This is a genomic window from Pseudarthrobacter sp. fls2-241-R2A-168, assembly GCF_030209335.1.
Lineage (GTDB): Bacteria > Actinomycetota > Actinomycetes > Actinomycetales > Micrococcaceae > Arthrobacter.
Genome location: NZ_JARVSG010000019.1, coordinates 64,751 through 82,176, shown reverse-complemented (window position 1 = coordinate 82,176; position 17,426 = coordinate 64,751). Strand labels below are relative to the sequence as shown.

At 63.4% G+C, this 17,426-nt stretch carries 14 protein-coding genes; 3 read left to right on the top strand and 11 right to left on the bottom strand.

Translation table 11 applies throughout. The annotated features are described in order from the left end of the window. Positions 1–226: 226 nt before the first annotated feature. Positions 227–1,375 (bottom strand): succinyldiaminopimelate transaminase, encoded by a 1,149-nt coding sequence (dapC, locus tag QRN11_RS13255; RefSeq protein ID WP_285251355.1) that lies wholly within the window; start codon positions 1,373–1,375, stop codon positions 227–229. Positions 1,376–1,389: 14 nt separating this feature from the next. Then, positions 1,390–1,716 carry a ferredoxin gene (gene fdxA, locus QRN11_RS13250; RefSeq protein WP_009356972.1) on the bottom strand — a complete coding sequence of 109 codons (327 nt, stop codon included), beginning with the start codon at positions 1,714–1,716 and terminating at the stop codon, positions 1,390–1,392. A 150-nt stretch (positions 1,717–1,866) separates the two neighbouring features. On the opposite strand from fdxA, the gene QRN11_RS13245 reads away from it, so the two are divergent. After that, complete coding sequence (locus QRN11_RS13245) at positions 1,867–2,106, top strand: putative acetyltransferase (protein WP_285251354.1); 240 nt, start codon at positions 1,867–1,869, stop codon at positions 2,104–2,106. Between the two features lie 120 nt (positions 2,107–2,226). Here the strand turns inward: QRN11_RS13245 and typA are convergent, their stop codons facing one another. Beyond that, complete coding sequence (typA, locus tag QRN11_RS13240; RefSeq protein ID WP_091415324.1) at positions 2,227–4,155, bottom strand: translational GTPase TypA; 1,929 nt, start codon at positions 4,153–4,155, stop codon at positions 2,227–2,229. Positions 4,156–4,427: 272 nt separating this feature from the next. Between typA and QRN11_RS13235 the strand changes: the two genes are divergently transcribed. Further along, positions 4,428–5,291, top strand: a complete 864-nt coding sequence (locus QRN11_RS13235) for an SGNH/GDSL hydrolase family protein (protein ID WP_285251353.1) — start codon at positions 4,428–4,430, stop codon at positions 5,289–5,291. Positions 5,292–5,360: 69 nt separating this feature from the next. Here the strand turns inward: QRN11_RS13235 and QRN11_RS13230 are convergent, their stop codons facing one another. The 6 genes from QRN11_RS13230 to ychF all read right to left on the bottom strand — a co-directional run bounded on the left by QRN11_RS13230 (position 5,361) and on the right by ychF (position 14,024). Next, the gene (locus QRN11_RS13230; protein ID WP_285251352.1) at positions 5,361–7,067 is read right to left on the bottom strand and encodes a dipeptide ABC transporter ATP-binding protein; all 1,707 of its coding nucleotides are present in this window, start codon (positions 7,065–7,067) and stop codon (positions 5,361–5,363) included. Positions 7,068–7,078: 11 nt separating this feature from the next. After that, the gene (locus QRN11_RS13225) at positions 7,079–8,023 is read right to left on the bottom strand and encodes an ABC transporter permease (RefSeq protein WP_285251351.1); all 945 of its coding nucleotides are present in this window, start codon (positions 8,021–8,023) and stop codon (positions 7,079–7,081) included. Further along, entirely contained in the window at positions 8,013–8,942 is a 930-nt protein-coding gene (locus tag QRN11_RS13220; RefSeq protein WP_091415314.1) for an ABC transporter permease, read from the bottom strand. The genes QRN11_RS13225 and QRN11_RS13220 overlap by 11 nt, the downstream gene beginning before the upstream one ends. A gap of 125 nt (positions 8,943–9,067) precedes the next feature. Continuing rightward, positions 9,068–10,753, bottom strand: coding sequence for a peptide ABC transporter substrate-binding protein (locus QRN11_RS13215; RefSeq protein WP_091415311.1), 1,686 nt, complete (start codon positions 10,751–10,753; stop codon positions 9,068–9,070). A 267-nt stretch (positions 10,754–11,020) separates the two neighbouring features. After that, positions 11,021–12,793: an ABC transporter family substrate-binding protein gene (locus tag QRN11_RS13210; RefSeq protein WP_285251350.1), complete on the bottom strand. Its 1,773-nt coding sequence runs from the start codon at positions 12,791–12,793 to the stop codon at positions 11,021–11,023. 145 nt (positions 12,794–12,938) lie between these two features. Then, positions 12,939–14,024, bottom strand: a complete 1,086-nt coding sequence (gene ychF, locus QRN11_RS13205) for a redox-regulated ATPase YchF (RefSeq protein ID WP_091415997.1) — start codon at positions 14,022–14,024, stop codon at positions 12,939–12,941. Between the two features lie 101 nt (positions 14,025–14,125). Between ychF and QRN11_RS13200 the strand changes: the two genes are divergently transcribed. Continuing rightward, positions 14,126–15,352, top strand: coding sequence for a DNA recombination protein RmuC (locus QRN11_RS13200; RefSeq protein WP_285251349.1), 1,227 nt, complete (start codon positions 14,126–14,128; stop codon positions 15,350–15,352). Positions 15,353–15,453: 101 nt separating this feature from the next. Here QRN11_RS13200 and QRN11_RS13195 read toward each other — a convergent pair whose 3' ends face one another. Together QRN11_RS13195 and QRN11_RS13190 are read right to left on the bottom strand one after the other, a co-directional pair. Further along, positions 15,454–16,533 carry a 4-hydroxy-3-methylbut-2-enyl diphosphate reductase gene (locus QRN11_RS13195; RefSeq protein ID WP_285251348.1) on the bottom strand — a complete coding sequence of 360 codons (1,080 nt, stop codon included), beginning with the start codon at positions 16,531–16,533 and terminating at the stop codon, positions 15,454–15,456. 9 nt (positions 16,534–16,542) lie between these two features. Beyond that, complete coding sequence (locus QRN11_RS13190; RefSeq protein ID WP_285251347.1) at positions 16,543–17,394, bottom strand: hypothetical protein; 852 nt, start codon at positions 17,392–17,394, stop codon at positions 16,543–16,545. Positions 17,395–17,426: the final 32 nt, after the last annotated feature.

Genomic DNA, 17,426 nt, shown 5'->3' with positions numbered 1-17,426 from the left:
GCTTGATCCAACATCAGGTGAGCCGCGCACGAAGCCTGAGAGGACAGGTTCCAACACCCGGGCTGCCTTCTTGTAGAAAGCCACCATTGATAGTCACTTAAAAAGTACCCGCTCCTTGGCGGGTGCCACTAATCCGCGACGTTCCAAAAGGCCCTAAAATGCGTCAGATGTGTCCGGAGTCACACCATTGTTACGGACCTAGCGCCGGCCGGGGCAGCCGCGCTGATTACGGCGCCGAAGCCAGCCGGGCCACGGCGGCGTCGATCCTCTCGTCTGTTCCGGTGAGGGCCACACGGACGTATCCATTGCCCGCCTCACCGTAAAAGACGCCGGGACCCACCACGATGCCGCGCTCCGCCAGCCGGGCTACCGTGTCCCAGGTACTCGCACCCGCCGTCGACCAAAGGTAGAGGCCGGCGTCGGACTCCTTGATCTCCAGCCCGAAATCCAGCAGCGCCGGAACCAGCCGTTCCCGGCGGCCGCGGTACAGGTCCTTCTGGGCCTCAACATGCGCGTCGTCGCCCAATGCCACCCGCATGGCTTCCTGCACCGGGTAGGGAACGATCATGCCCGCGTGCTTGCGGCTGTTGACGAGGTTGGGCATCAGGTCCGGATCGCCGGCCACAAATGCTGCCCGGTAGCCGGCCACGTTGGACTGCTTGCTCAGCGAGTACACGGCCAGCAAGCCCTGGTGGGATCCGCCGGCCACCCGCGGGTCCAGGATGCTCGGTACAGGCTGGCCGCCGCGCTGGACATCCCAGTCGCCCCAGCCCAGCTCTGCGTAGCATTCGTCGGACGCCACCACGGCGCCCACTTCACGGGCCTGTTGTACGAGCGCCTTCAGGGATTCGACGCCGCGGACGCTGCCCGTGGGGTTTCCCGGGGAATTGACCCAGATCAGCCGGACACGCGAGCGGGTGGCGTCGTCGAGCTCGTCCAGGTTGTCCGTGGCCACGGAGGTGACGCCGGCGAGCGTTGCGCCGATATCGTACGTGGGGTAGGCAACCTTGGGGCGTACGACGACGTCCCCCGGCTTGAGCCCGAGCAGGAGCGGGAGCCAGGCCACGAGTTCCTTCGAGCCGACCGTGGGCATGATGTTGCGCGGGTCCAGTCCGGCAACACCGCGGCGGCGTTCGAACCAGGCGGCAATGGCTTCCCGCAGGGCAGGCGTGCCATGGACCGTGGGGTAACCGGGGGCGTCGGCGGCGGCCTTCAGTGCGTCCTGTATCAGCGCGGGCGTGGGATCCACCGGAGTACCAATGGAGAGGTTGACGGCTCCCCCGGCATGCTCCGAGGCCTTCGCGAGATACGGCGCCATGGCCTCCCACGGGTAGTCGGGCAAGTCAAGGCCAAACGTATTCACTGCTGCGGTCACCGTTCCAGCCTGCGTCAGTGGTCTTGGTTCTGCGGGGGCAGTGCGGCGATCATCGGGTGGTCCTTGCCGGTGTTGCCGATCTTCGCTGCGCCGCCCGGTGAGCCGAGGTCGTCGAAGAACTCAACGTTGGCCTTGTAGTAGTCGGCCCACTCGTCCGGGGTGTCGTCCTCGTAGTAGATGGCCTCCACCGGGCATACCGGTTCGCAGGCTCCGCAGTCGACGCATTCGTCCGGATGGATGTACAGCGAACGCTCACCCTCATAGATGCAGTCGACCGGGCATTCTTCGATACATGCCTTGTCCTTGACATCTACACACGGCTGCGCGATTACGTACGTCACGTCCCTTGCCTCTCCACGTTGGTTCCGGCGTCCCGCCGGCTGTTGCGTCCGGCAACCTGGCCGGACTCTTGACATCTGAGCCTATTATCTCCCAGCCCGTTACTACGAACCTAGCCGGGCTCCTTGTGTGAAGCCATTTAGTATGAAGTGGTGAGTCTACCTGTCCCCTCCCCCGCCGGATTCCTCCTTGCCGCCGCTTCCGGAACACGGGTGGTGGTGCGGTACCGCATCGAGGGCGGGCTCGCTGATGCACTGGGACACCTGGTGGCGTGCGACGCCGGTGCGTGCACCATCCGCACCCGGCAGGCCGACGTCGTGATCCCCCTTGAGGTTGTTGTGGCAGCCAAGGAGGTTCCGCCGGCGCCGGAGCGGCGAAGGCCGCGCGCCTGAGCCGACCCTCAGTGCGCAGGGACTGCCCCTGCGCGACGAAGCCGGGCCTCACTGCGCACGGCGGTACGAAGAAAGCCACCGGCGGGGTGCCGGTGGCTTTCTTTGGTACTACTGTGCTGGCTAGGCCTTGGCGCGGGCGCGGTTGGCCTTTGCACGCTCGTTGGTGTCCAGGATGACCTTCCGGATGCGGATGGACTCCGGCGTTACCTCGACGCACTCGTCTTCGCGGGCGAATTCCAGCGACTCTTCGAGGGTGAGGTCACGCGGCGGGGTCAGGTTCTCGAAGGTGTCCGACGAAGCGGCACGCATGTTGGTGAGCTTCTTTTCCTTCGTGATGTTGACGTCCATGTCGTCGGCGCGGGAGTTCTCGCCAACAATCATGCCCTCGTACACCTCGGAGGTGGGCTTGACGAAGAAGGAACCGCGCTCCTGCAGGTTGATCATGGCGAACGGGGTCACCACGCCGGCGCGGTCAGCGACCATGGAGCCGTTGGTGCGGTACTCGATGGGGCCGGCCCAGGGCTCGTAGCCCTCGGAGATGGAGGCCGCGATGCCGGCGCCGCGGGTGTCCGTGAGGAACTTGGTGCGGAAGCCGATCAGGCCACGGGCCGGAACGATGAATTCCATCCGGCACCAGCCGGTGCCGTGGTTGGCCATGTTGGTCATGCGGCCCTTGCGGGCTGCCATCAACTGGGTCACAGCGCCGAGGTACTCTTCGGGTACGTCGATGGTCATGTGTTCCATCGGCTCGTGGATCTTGCCGTCGATGGTCTTGGTGACAACCTGCGGCTTGCCCACGGTCAGTTCGAAGCCTTCGCGGCGCATCTGCTCCACGAGGATGGCCAGGGCGAGCTCGCCACGGCCCTGGACTTCCCAGGCGTCAGGACGCTCGGTGGGGAGCACCTTGATGGAGACGTTACCGATCAGTTCCTTGTCCAGGCGGTCCTTCACCTGGCGCGCGGTGACCTTGGCGCCCTTGACCTTGCCGGCCAGCGGGGAGGTGTTGATACCGATGGTCATGGAGATCGCGGGATCGTCCACGGTGATCAGCGGCAGCGGCTGCGGGTTCTCGGCGTCGGTCAAAGTCTCGCCGATGGTGATTTCCTCGATGCCGGCAACGGCTACAATCTCGCCGGGGCCTGCAGACTCAGCCGGAACGCGGTCCAGGGCCTTGGTGGCCAGCAGTTCGGTGATCTTGACGTTTTTGAGCTCACCGTTGGCGCGTGCCCAGGCAACGGTCTGGCCCTTGCGCAGCGTGCCGTTGTAGATGCGGAGCAGCGCCAGGCGGCCCAGGAACGGTGAAGCGTCCAGGTTGGTGACGTGTGCCTGCAGGACACCTTCCGGGTTGTAGGTCGGCGCCGGGATGTGCTCGATGATGGTCTTGAACAGCGGCTCAAGGTCCTCATTGTCCGGAGCGGCACCGTTGGCGGGCTGCTCCAGGGAGGCGCGGCCAACCTTGGCGGCGGCGTAAACAACCGGGACCTCAAGAACCTTGTCCAGGTCCAAATCCGGGACTTCGTCGGCAAGATCCGACGCCAGGCCGAGGAGCAGGTCCATGGACTCGTGGACCACTTCGTCGATGCGCGCGTCGGGGCGGTCGGTCTTATTGACCAGCAGGATCACGGGCAGGTGGGCGGCCAATGCCTTGCGGAGCACGAAGCGGGTCTGCGGCAGCGGACCTTCCGATGCGTCAACGAGCAGCACAACACCATCAACCATGGACAGTCCGCGCTCCACCTCGCCGCCGAAGTCGGCGTGGCCCGGGGTGTCAATAACGTTGATGGTGATGGTCTCGCCGTTGGACGACGGACCGTTGTAGGCCACGGTGGTGTTCTTGGCCAGGATGGTGATGCCCTTTTCGCGCTCAAGGTCACCGGAGTCCATCACGCGGTCTTCGAGGTGGTTGTGCTCGGCAAAGGAGTTGGTCTGCTTGAGCATGGCATCGACCAGGGTGGTCTTGCCGTGGTCAACGTGGGCCACAATCGCGACGTTGCGGAGGTCACTGCGTGATGCAGTGGCTACCGCGGTGTTGGTGGTGGTTTCAGACATGCGTAATGGCTCGATTCAGTGGTGAAAGTCAGCTGTTGTATCGCGACATTTCCAACTGGAACGCACGACGGATCATGCCCTTTGCACAGGGCTGCTTCCCCCAGTCTAGCGTCTGCGGCATTAATAGGCCTAAATTTTCTGCCAGCCAGCAGGGCCCACAGCCGCCCTGCGTCAACGCGGCCGGCGAAAATCAGTGACCAAAATCACTGGCCAAACCTGCGCCCATGCCACATGATTGCTCTGACACTCCATGCAAGCCCGAAAGACACCACATGCGAAAAGCCCAGGCCCGGACCCGTTCTGCGGCGTCTGGAGCCGCCGCCGTGATTGCGGTGTCCTGCCTCCTTGCCTTGTCCGGCTGCGGAATGCCGGCCGGGTCTTCTGCCTCTTCCCAAGCGCAGGCCGCCGCTGCGGGGCAGCCCGGGACTGCCGCAGCACATCAGGCTGCGGCCGGTTCACGAATCCTCAATCCGGCTAATGGGCGGCTTGAAGCCGTGGTCCCCAACATCAGCAGGACGGTCCTCCTGATTGGGGACTCTCAATCGGAACCAACCGATGGCTGGCCCCGCCAAGGCCTGGAGGCCGCGGGGTACCAGGTGTACTACTGCGGGCGGGGCGGCACCGGGTTCGTGTCCTCCAACGGAAAAACGGGCAACTACATTGATGCCCTCCTGCGGGGTGACTGGCTCCTGCCTTCCGGTACACCGGCGCTCATCGTTATCCAAGGCGGCGGCAACGACGCTACAACCGGAGCATCGGACAGCCGGATCACCGGCAACGCGGAGCGTCTGATCACTGAGCTCAGGACCCGCTACCCGGGAACCCGCATTGCCATGATAGGGACGCTGGCCCGTGGCGAAGGCAACGGGGGCGGTCGCCGGACGGAGGTTGATACGTTGCTGGGCTCGGTAGCCGCCGCCCACAACCTCCCCTTTGTTTCGGTGGGCGACTGGCTCACCAGGTACGGCCTGGCCAAGGACCTCGCGGACTCAGTGCATATGAATCCCAATGGCCGCCGCGCACTGGGGGTCCTGCTGGAGCGCCGGCTCCGGGACCTGGGTTTGGAGCGGAAGCTGACCGTGGACCAGACGCCGGCTTTGGCGGCCGGAAGCGGGACTGATTCCTTCCAGGACTGACGGGGCTTAAACGAGTGGAGCCGGAGCCAACAGGCTCCGGCTCCACTCGTTTAACGGGAGGAAAGGCGGCTAGGCGACTTCCGGCGGAAGCATCAGCTTCGCACCTGGGATGGCATTGAGGAGCGCCTTCGTGTAGTCCTGCTCGGGGGATTCGAAGACGTCGTCCGTCGAGCCGGTCTCCACCAGGCGTCCCTTTTCCATCACGCAGACATGGTCGGCAATCTGCCGGACCACAGCAAGGTCGTGGGTGATGAAAAGGTACGTCAGCCCCAGGTTGGCCTGGAGGTCAGCCAGCAGGTTCAGTACCTGTGCCTGCACCAGCACGTCCAGGGCGGACACCGCTTCGTCACAGATGATGACTTCCGGGTCAAGGGCAAGCGCACGGGCAATGGCAACACGCTGCCGCTGGCCGCCAGAGAGTTCGTTCGGGTACCGCTGCATGGCCGATTGCGGCAGTGCCACCTGGTCCAGCAGTTCCCGGACCTTTTTCTCCCGGCTCTCCTTGTTGCCGATCTTATGGACCCGCAACGGTTCTTCGATGGTCCGGAAGATGTTGTACATCGGGTCGAGCGAACCGTAGGGGTCCTGGAAGATGGGCTGTACCCGGCGCCGGAACTTGAACAGGTCCCCGGGTTTGAGGGCTGACGTGTCCACGCCGTCGAACAGGATCCTGCCTTCGGTGGGCTTCTCCAGTTGGAGGACCATCTTGGCTACTGTCGACTTCCCGGAGCCCGACTCCCCCACGATTGCCGTGGTGGTTCCCCGCTTCACATCGAAGCTGACGCCGTCCACGGCCGCGAAGTCCGACGATTTACCCAGTCCCTGGCGGAGCTTGTACACCTTGCGCAAGTCCTGGATCTGGAGGACGTTATCCGCCGCGGCGGGCTCGGCTGCCGGGGCAAGCAGGTCCGAGGCCTCCACGCCCTGTTCCCTGGCAGCCTGGATCCTTCGGCTGGCCAGGGACGGTGCGGACTCCACGAGCCTCCTGGTGTAAGGATGCTGCGGGTTTTGCAGCAGTTCCAGGGAAGGCCCTGCCTCCACCACGCGGCCCTGGTACATCACCACTACCTTGTCGGCCCGTTCGGCTGCCAGCCCCAGGTCATGGGTGATGAGCAGCACGGCGGTGCCCAGGTCGGTAGTCATCGTGTCCAGGTGGTCCAGGATCTGCCGCTGCACGGTGACATCGAGGGCCGAGGTGGGCTCGTCCGCGATCAGCAGCCGGGGCTGGCAGGAGAGCCCGATAGCGATCAGGGCGCGCTGCCGCATGCCGCCGGAGAACTCGTGCGGGTACTGTTTGGCACGCCGGTGGGCGTCCGGCAGGCCGGCCTCGGAGAGTACCTTGGCGACGTCATCCGGACCGCTGGGCTGGCCATTTGCCCGGAGCGTTTCGCGAACCTGGTAACCGATCTTCCACACCGGGTTCAGGTTGGACATCGGGTCCTGCGGCACCATGCCGATGGTGTTTCCGCGCAATTCGATCATGCGCTTCTCGGGTGCATGCGCGATGTCTTCGCCGTCGAGCAGGATCTGGCCGCCGGAAACCCGGCCGTTGGATGGAAGCAGGCCGATCGCAGCCAGCGCGGTGGTGGACTTGCCGGAGCCGGACTCCCCCACAATGGCCACGGTTTCGCCGGGCATGATGGTCAGGTGTGCATCGCGGACCGCCTGGACTTCCCCGCCGCTGGTCTTGAAGGTTATGGCGAGGTCGCGGATCTCCAGCAGCGGCCTGGTTCCCGAGGTGCCGGCCTCCGCGATGCGTATTTCTGGAGTTGTCATCTCTTTGTCTCTCATCGCTGGCGGCTCTTGGGATCAAGGGCGTCACGTACCGCGTCGCCCAGCATGATGAAGCTCAGTACCGTAATGGAAAGAGCCGCGGCCGGGTACAGCATGATTTCCGGCTTGGTTCGGATCGATGCCTGTGCGCCGGCGATATCGTTACCCCAGGACATGATGCTCTGGGGCAGGCCGATCCCCAGGAAGGACAGCGTTGCTTCGGCGACAATAAAGACGCCGAGTTCCAGGGTGGCCAGGACGATAATCGGAGCGAGGGCGTTCGGCAACACATGCCGAACCAGTGCGCTGAACCTGGAGACGCCCAAAGCCTGGGCTGCCGTGACGAAGTCCGCATTGCGCACCTCAATGACGGCGCCGCGGGTGATGCGGGCCATCTGCGGCCACGCCAGGAGCGAGATCACAAAGACCACGGTCCAGACGCTTTTGTTCTCGCGGAAAAAGGGCAGCTGGGTGATGACCAGCGCACCGAGAATGAGCGGCAGCGCAAAGAAGATGTCGCCCAGGCGGGCCAGCACGGCGTCGATCCAGCCACCGTAGTAGCCGGCGAGGGCACCGAAGGTGACGCCGATGACCAACACGCACAGCACCGAGAGGATACCGACGGACATTGACGCCTGGGTGCCATGAATGACGCGGGAGTAGATGTCGCAGCCCTGGAACGTGAAGCCGAAGGGGTGCCCGGCCATGGGGCCGCCCTCCGAATTGGCCAGTTCACAGCCTTCATTGGGGGCAACGGACGTGAACAGGCCGGGGAACAGCGCAACCACTGCCAGGGCCAGGATGAGCAGCGCCGAGATAATGAACAGCGGACGACGGCGGAGCTTGCGCCAGGCGTCCGACCACAGGCTGAGGGGTGCTTGGTCATTCTTGACCGCATCCGTGGCCAGCAGCGGGGTTTCCTCGATGGGGGCCACATAGTGGCTGTTATTACTGGTCATAGCGGATCCTCGGGTCAAGCCAGGCATACAGGAGATCTACAAGCAGGTTGGCCACCACAAACACCAGCACCAGCACGCTGACGATGGAAACGATGGTGGGTCCTTCGCTGCGGAGGACTGCCTGGTACAGCTTGTTGCCCACGCCCGGAACGTTGAAGATGCCTTCGGTGACAATGGCGCCGCCCATCAGGCCGCCCAGGTTGGCGCCAAGGTAGGTCACCACGGGTATAAGCGAGTTACGCAGGATGTGAGCCAGGACCACCCGGGGCCGCGAAAGGCCCTTGGCGGTGGCAGTCCGGACATAGTCAGCGTTCATGTTTTCACTGACCGATGTGCGGGTAAGGCGGAGCACATAGGCGAAGGAAACCAGCCCCAGAACCACAGCCGGGAGCAGCAGGCTGCCCCAGTCTGCGTTGGCGCCTACCGTCGGTTTCGCCCAGCCCAGCTGCACGCCGAAGACGAGCTGGAACACAAAGCCGAGGACGAAGGTGGGAACCGCGATGACCACCAGGGACGCCACGAGAACGGTGGAGTCGAACCAGCCGCCACGGCGCAGGCCGGCGAAAACACCAAAGGCCACACCGAAAACGGCCTGGATGGCGAGTGCCTCAATCGCCAGCATGGCGGTCACGGGGAAAACGCGTGCGAGGCTTGCCGCGATGGGCTGGCCGGTGAAGTCGTTGCCGAGGTTGAAGGTGAAGAGGTTCTTCAGGAACAGCCCGTACTGGACCCAAAAGGGTTCGTTGAGGTGGTACTGGCTGCGCAGCGTGTCGATAACGGCCTGCGGAGGCTGGCGATCGCCGAACAGCGCCGCAATGGGATCGCCAGGTAAGGCGAACACCATGTAATAGACAAGCAGGGTTGTGCCGAGGAAAACAGGGATCACTTGCAGGAGTCGGCGCAGAATAAAGCGGACCACCGGATCACCAGCCTTCCGGATGGGAAGAATACAGTGTCATTGGTGCCTTCCTGCCGTTGCAAGCCAATGGGGGCCCGGCCGTAACCGGACCCCCCAATGTGCCTGGCGGCAAGCTAGATCTGGGACTACTTTGCCGTGATATCGAAGTAGCGGATGCCGCCGTTCCAGCCGGTCTCGGCCTTCACAACGTTATTGCTCCATACGATCGGCCGTGCCTGATCCCAGAGCGGCAAGCCCGGAAGGTCCTCGAAGAGGACTTCCTGCGCCTGGTTGAACTTCGCGTTTGCCTCGTCAGGAGTCTTGGAGGCGAGGCCCTCCTGGAGGAGCTTGTCGAACTCGGGATTGGAGTATTTCTCGTAGTTCGACGGTGCGCCTGTTGCCCAGACAGGACCCAGGAAGTTGTACAGCGACGGGTAGTCACCCTGCCAGCCGGACCGGGTCAGGCCGGGCAGCTGCTGCGACTTGCGCAGGTTCAGGACTTCAGCAAACTTGGCGAACGGCTGGATTTCAGCCTGGATGCCGAGGTTGTTCTTGAACCCGTTGGTTACCGCATCAATCCATTCCTTGTTGCCGCCGTCAGTGTTGGAGGCAATCTGGAGCGGCTTGGAGTTGTCGTACGGCTGGATCTTTTCAGCCTGCGCCCACAGGTCCTTCGCCTTGGCGGCGTCGAACTTCAGGACTTCGCTGCCCTTAAGGCCCTCCTTGAAGCCGTCGATGACCGGCGGGGCGAATGCCTTGGCCGGCGTACGGGTGCCATTGAAGACCACCTTGGCAATTTCCTCGCGGTTGATGGCGTAGGACAGGGCCTGGCGGCGGAGCTTGCCGGCTTCGCCCTGGAAGTTCGGGTTGTAGCCCGGGATGTTCAGGGTGGAGTTCGTAGCCACGGCTTTGGTGGCGTTACGGTCCGGGAAGTCCGAAACGTAGGTCTTCAAAGCGTTAGAGGGCAGAACATCTGTAACGTCAAGGTTGTCGGACTGCAAGTCCGTGTAGGCGGGGCCCGGATCGGTGTAGAACTTGAAGGTCACGCCACCGTTCTTTGCTGCGCGCGGTCCGCTGTAGTCAGCGTTCTTCACCAGCGAGATGGACTGGTCATGAACCCACGCCCCCTCTTTTTCCATCTTGTACGGGCCGTTGCCGATCGGGTTTTCGCCGAACGCTTTCGGGTCCTTCAGCGCGGCCGACGGGAGCGGTGCGAATGCGATGTAACCGAGGCGCAGTGACCAGTCAGCCTCTGGCTGGGCCAGCTTCACCGTGATGGTGGAGTCGTCGGTGGCTGCCAAACCGGTCATGGTCTCAGCCGTGGGAGCCGGGGTGGTGGTGGTCTTGCCGTCAGCCGACTTCTCGGTGGTTACTGCCGACACCTCGGCGTACCCCTCGATGGATTCGAAGAAGAACCCGTTCTGCTGCAGGTTCTTGGAGTTCGCGGCAAAGTTCCAGGAGTCCACAAAAGTCTTGGCGGTGATGGGTTCGCCGTTAGTGAATTTGGTGCCCTGCTTGACCTTGATGGTCCAGTTCTGTGAGTCAGAAGATTCAATGGATTCGGCAAGGGAATTGACCGGCTTGCCATTCGGATCGTAGGTGCGAAGGCCCTCGAAAAGAAGTTCGACGGCGCGTGCACCGTAAACTTCACCAGTGTTTGCCGGCAGCAACGGGTTTTGTGGTTCGTTGCTGTAAGCGGTGATGACCTTGTTCGGGTCGCCGGCAGATTCGCTGGCACCGTCATTGCTGCCGCCTCCAGCGCCGCAGCCGGTCAGGGCAAGCGCGGCGATTGCCACGATGCCCAGTGCTTTGGAAGTGCGCGTAAAACGCATTCCGCCTCCTATGAGTTGTGGGAGAAACGAGGGGAATCTTTGTGCTTCCCCGCAGGCGAGACCCAGCGTTGAACTGTGACGCAACCTACATATACGAGTAGCCTAACTGCACGAAGTCCAGATACTGGTACTCCGTTGCCAAACCGTGACCGGGCCGCTCCAGGGATCTAGCCGGTAAACGGAAGTTGTGCAAGTCACATGCTACTCGCCGGTACGATTATCGGCGAATCGAAAGTGTGAAGCGCGCCACGACGGCGGCGAAAGCGCTTACGGGGTCTTGGTGAGACGCCAGTCCCAGACGTTCCACCAGACTCCGAGCGGTCCCGGGCTTGGCTTGAGGCCGGTGACGCGGGCACTGTAGGCCGTGGTGCCGACGGTCTGGTAGAGCGGCAGCCCGTAGGCGTTCTCCCACACCTGCTTGTCGATTTCGGCCAGCAGTTCGTCCTGCTTGGCAAGGTCAGTGGTGCCCGCGAGCTGTTCCATCGCTTTGTCCGCTTCGCCGTCGGAAAATCCATTGAAGTTGCTGCCGGCACCGGTGCGGAAAATCTGGGGAACACGGCTGACGCCCACCCCGGTGCCGATCCACCCGAGCAATGCAGCATCGTAGCTGCCGCCTCCCAAGGCCTTCGCCCAGTCGGCGCTGCCCTGTCCGGCGTCCACCACCTGGAAGCCTGCCAGCGCTGCGGAATCGCGAATCAGGGCAAAAGCCTTGGCCCGGTTGGGGTTGTCGCGGTTGTACAGGATGCGGACGGTGGGGGTTTCGCCATCCAGGAGCGCCTTCGCTCCATCGACGTCCACGTCCGCGTAGTCGCCGGAGCCGTTGTTTTTTACGGTGTCCGCGTACTTGGGCTGTCCGGGCAGGAACACGTGTGAGTCAAGGGGCTTGGGGTCTGGCAGGAGGCCGCCGACGACGGCATCAACAATGGCCTGGCGCGGCACTGCCTTGAGGAAGGCCTTCCGGACGTCTGCGTCCGCAAAAGGTCCGGAAAAATTCAGGTCCAGGTGGTCGTAGCCGGATTGGCTGTAACGGTCCACCGTGTTCCCCTGCTCGGCGAGGCCGGCGAAAAGACTGTCCGTTTCGGCCGAGGGCTGCGGCGAGATGATGTCCGCCTGGCCGTTCCGCAGGGCATCCACGGCGGCAGGCAAAGCTCCGGTAAACCGGACGTTGATCTCATCGAGCCAGGGCTCCTGGCCCCAGGTGTAGTCCCGGTTGCGGACCAGCTTCATGGACGACTCCGGGACAATGTCCCGAACGATGTAGGGCCCGCTGGAGAGGTAGACCGAGGGGTCCGCAGGCAGTGACTTGGCATCGAATCCGGAGTTCCAAAAGTCGCTGACCCGCTTCAGCGCAGTGTTGGGCGCGGGCTTCTCGACGTCCCCTCGAGGTGAATCCTTGATCAGGTCGATGAGGTCCTCCTCATCGTTCAGGCCGCTTTTTGCGGCCACCACATGGGCCGGCAGACCGACGTCGAACGCCACCTCCCAGTCCGCGTACGGCACGGAGTACTCCAGGGTCATGGAGCGTCCGTCCTCCCCGAGCTCGGGGAGGACCGTCCCGGCCAGCCCGCTGGTGTCGGAGGCGGTGGAGAAGTACGTGGTTCCTGTTCCGGCCATGGGATCGGCATCATTGAAGTAGCCTGAACCCGCAGCCCAGGCCAGCAAGAGGTCGCCCGAATCGATCGCCTCGCCGTCGGACCATTTCACGCCCTCGTTGACGGTGTATTTGACCTTCAGGGGATTGTCGGAAACCTTCTCGAACCGCCCGAACTTTTCGTTCCGCACCACTTTGGACGCATCGTCGAGGTAGTAGAAGCCCGAATGCGTGATCGAGCCGATCTTGGAGTTGATGTCCGTGTTGCCGTCGGCGCTGTAGGGATTAAACGACGAGAACGCATTGACTTCGGCGACGGTGACACTGCCGCCGCGCTTGGCCTCCCCCACCACAACCGGGGTGGTGCCTCCGCCGCCTGAGCAGCCCGAAAGCACCAGCGCAGACGCTGCCGCCGCGGTGATGAACTGCATCAGACGCCTGACCGGCATGCCGCCTCCTTGTTTTACTTTTCCCGGGCGGTCCAGCCGGAAGCGCCGGGAGTACGCCCCTGTAGTCAGGATAAGGTCCCCGGCGAACCCACCAGCAATTGAAGCGAACGTATCTTATGTACCCGCCACTATCGTGGCGAAACACCTAGACGTTGAAGCGGAATTCCACTACGTCGCCGTCGGCCATCACATATTCCTTGCCTTCGATCCTGACCTTGCCCCGCGATTTGGCCTCGGCCATGGATCCGGCTTCGATGAGGTCATCAAAAGAGACCACTTCGGCCTTGATGAATCCGCGCTGGAAGTCGCTGTGGATGACACCGGCAGCCTGGGGTGCGGTGTCGCCGCGGTGGATTGTCCAGGCGCGGGCTTCCTTGGGACCGGCGGTGAGGTAGGTCTGGAGTCCCAGGGTGTGGAAGCCGACCCTCGCCAGCTGGTCCAGCCCGGATTCGTCCTGGCCGTTCATCTCCAGCATCTCGCGGGCTTCTTCCTCGTCCAGTTCCACAAGGTCGGCCTCTAGCTTGGCATCGAGGAAGATGCAGTCAGCCGGGGCAACGAGGGCGCGCAGTTCTTCCTGCTTCTCCGGGCTGCCGAGGATTCCCTCGTCGGCATTGAAGACGTAGATAAAAGGCTTGGCCGTCAGCAGGCTGAGCTCTTTGAGGTGTTCCATCTCCAGCTTGTCGCTCTTGATGGAGGAGAAAATGGTGTCGCCGCGCTCAAGCACCTTCTGTGCGGCCAGGATGGCGTTCAGCTCTGCGGCTTCGCGCTTCTTGATTTTGACTTCTTTTTCGATCCGCGGAATGGCTTTTTCGATGGTTTGCAGGTCCGCGAGGATCAGTTCGGTGTTGATGGTCTCCATGTCCGAGCGGGGATCCACCTTGCCGTCAACGTGGATGACGTCCGGGTCATCGAAAACACGCACCACCTGGGCGATGGCCTCCGCTTCGCGGATGTTCGCCAGGAACTGGTTGCCGAGGCCTTCGCCCTCGCTGGCGCCCTTGACGATGCCGGCGATGTCCACAAAGGACACGGCTGCGGGCAGGAGGCGCTGGGAGCCAAAGAGTTCGCCGAGCTGCTGGAGCCGCGGATCCGGCAGGCTGACGACGCCTACGTTGGGCTCGATGGTGGCGAACGGGTAGTTCGCTGCCAGCACCTGATTGCGGGTCAGTGCGTTGAAGAGGGTTGATTTGCCGACGTTGGGCAGTCCGACGATGCCAATAGTAAGAGCCACGAGCATTGATTCTACCCGCAGCGGACATCCTGCCGGTTCGCCTGGGGCCGCCGGAAATGTCGCTTCGGCAAAATGTCACAGCCCCATGCGACAGTGGGCACATGGATGCTTTCGCGTTGATTCTGGCTTTGTTCATGCTGTTACTGGGCGCCCTGGCGGGCGCTGCGGCCACCTGGTTTGCGCTGCGGAAAAACAACCGTGCAGTGGAGGAGGACTTCGACGCCGTCTCGTCGCGGCTTTCGGAAGTCAGCGCTCAGTTCGCGGCGGCCGACGCCGAACGGCGGCTTCTGGCGGCACAGAACCGGGAGCTGGGCGAATCGCGGTCCCAGGACGGCAGTGTACTTCGTGCCCTTGCGCCCGTGGCGGAGAAACTGACAGCAGTGCAGCAGCAGGTGGCCCTGCTGGAGCGGGACCGGCTGGAACAGTACGGCCAGCTTGCCCAGCAATTGCAGGAAGCGCGCCTCTCGGACGAGCAGTTGATCCGGTCCACGCATGCCCTGGAATCTGCACTGCGGTCAAACAGTGCCCGTGGCCAGTGGGGCGAAGTCCAGCTGCGCCGCGTGGTGGAAGCCGCCGGAATGCTGCGCCATGTGGACTTCATCGAACAGGTTCACAGCACTGGCAACGAATCATCCGTTCGCCCCGACCTGGTGGTCCAGCTCCCCGGCGAAAAGCAGTTGGTGGTTGACGCCAAGGTCCCGTTGTCCGCATACCTGGAGGCCCAGGACCTCGGAGCACATGATTCCAGGCCAGGCTCGTCCGGGACCGTTTCCGCCACCGGCCACCGCTCGCAGCAGATGCTCCTGGCCGCGCATGCCAAGGCTCTGCGGGCCCATGTGGACGCATTGGGCAATAAGAAGTACTGGGACATTCCCGGCAACTCGCCGGAACTGGTGATCTGCTTTATCCCGGCCGAATCCATCCTCGCGGCCGCACTGACCTCCGACGCGGAACTCCTGGATCACGCATTGTCCCGGAACGTGGTCCTGGCCTCCCCGAGCACCCTGCTGGCTGTGCTGAAATCCGTTGCGTTTACCTGGCGGCAGGACGTCCTCACGGACAGTGCCCGCGAACTGTTCGATTTGGCCCGGCAGTTGTACGACCGGATGGGTACCCTGGGCGAGAACGTCACCAAGCTGGGGTCATCGCTGAAGACCTCCGTGGACCGTTACAACTCGATGGTGGGCACGCTGGAAGCCCGCGTCCTTCCGACCGCACGCAAGCTCAACAGCCTGGAGGAATCCGGCCTGGTCACACCGCCTGTTGTGGAGGTGACGCCGCGGGCAGTGGCTGCCCCGGAACTCCAAAGCGAGGACGAAGCCGCCTGAAAAGCGTTCAGTTACAGGTTCGGCCTGGCAGCAACAGCTGCCAGGCCCGAACTCCCATATTTTTTTAGCTGAGTCTTTTAGCCCGGGCTCAGCTGCCGATGTCAGCTGCGGGACTTGCGGCCACCCAGGGCGCGGCTGACGTCGCCAGCCTGCTTCAGCGTTGCCCGGAGCTCCTTAGGCAGGGAGAAGAGGAGGTCTTCTTCGGCCGTAACCACTTCCTCCACGGTGCCGTAGCCGTAGTCTGCCAGCAACCGCAGCACGTCCTGCACCAGCACTTCGGGTACGGACGCGCCGGACGTGACGCCAACGGTGGCTACGCCCTCAAACCAGGCCTCATCAACTTCATTGGCGAAGTCAACGCGGTAGGAGGCTTTGGCCCCGTATTCGAGGGCCACCTCCACCAGCCGCACGGAGTTGGACGAGTTGGCCGAGCCCACCACGATCACCAGGTCCGCCTGCGGCGAGATCTTCTTGATGGCCACCTGCCGGTTGGTGGTGGCATAGCAGATGTCGTCGCTGGGGGGATCCTGCAGCGTGGGAAACCGGTCCTTCAACAGGCGGACGGTTTCCATGGTCTCGTCAACGCTGAGGGTGGTCTGGGAAAGCCAGATGACCTTCTCCGGGTCCCGGACCTGCACTTTATCCACTTCGTGCGGGCCGTTGATGATCTGGATATGTTCCGGAGCCTCGCCGGCCGTTCCTTCGACTTCCTCGTGGCCGTCGTGGCCGATCAGCAGGATGTCGAAATCGTCCTTGGCGAACCGGACAGCTTCCTTGTGGACTTTGGTGACCAGCGGGCAGGTGGCATCGATGGTGCGCAGGCCACGGTCCTCGGCGGACTGGACCACAGCGGGTGAGACACCGTGCGCTGAAAAAATCACCAGGGCGCCTTCGGGCACCTCATCCGTTTCGTCGACGAAGATGGCGCCCTTTTCCTCCAGGGAGCTCACCACATGGACGTTGTGCACAATCTGCTTGCGCACGTACACCGGAGGGCCGTAGTGTTCCAGGGCCTTCTCAACGGCAATGACGGCACGGTCCACGCCGGCGCAGTATCCACGAGGAGCAGCGAGCAGCACCTTCTTGGTTCCGGACACGGGGGCTGCAGCAGCTACTTCCTCAGGAGAGCGGCGCCGACGCGGAATGGTGGGCATCGAAAGGGAAACAGCTGAGGGGGTCATTACTCCATGCTACCGGGTTGCCCGTGCCCGCTTCCGCGGTATGAACCCGGCCACAATGCCCACCACCAGCAGCACGCCGCCCGTGATTGCCGTGGCCAACGTCCAGCCCCCGAAGTCCTGGACGGCAGCAGGAACAAACCCGTCCCTGAACATGTTTGCCACTTCGCTGCCGCTGTCCGTTGCCAGCACGGCGGCCGAGCCCAGCTGCGAGCCCACTGTCCAGACCGCGGACAACACCAGTGCACCCACTCCGGCACAGACCAGTACAGCCCATCGGCGGCGCGCTGCTACCAGTGCCAGAAGCAAGGCCACCACCGCTCCCCCGGCCAGCAGGTAGCCGGCAGGTGCATAGGTGCGCAACCGCTCGGTCCATTCCTTCTGCTGGGGCTGTCCCACATTAATCAGGGTCTGGTCCGGAGGGTCGAGAGGGAGCCGGGTGGTGCGCGAGATTTCTTCAGCCCCGAGCGCCACCAGCGGCGCCACATCCAGTGTGAGAGACGAGGCGGACGCCGATTCCTCGGTTCCTGCCTGCGGTTCGGCAAAACTGAGCCGGTGGCTCCTGCGCAGCGTTTCTTCCCAGGCCGCCGGGTATCCGGGGAGACCTGTCATTGACGCGGCGGCGTCCTCAAGTGCCGGCCGGACCAGGTCGGAGAGGAAGCCGGGAACAGCACTGGTATCGATGGTTCCGACCGCCGCCGCGGCGAGGCCCTGCTGGAACTCCGAGTCCCTCCCCAGCGGGGCAGCCAGTTCCACGAAGCCCTGCTCCTGGACGATGTTGCGGTCCAGCCAGATGGCAGGAACCGCCACCGCGGCAAGCAGTATGGCCAGCAGGGTGGCGAGGGCGGAAACAAAAGTGCGCACAGCAGATCCTTCGGGTCGATGGCGGTCAACCC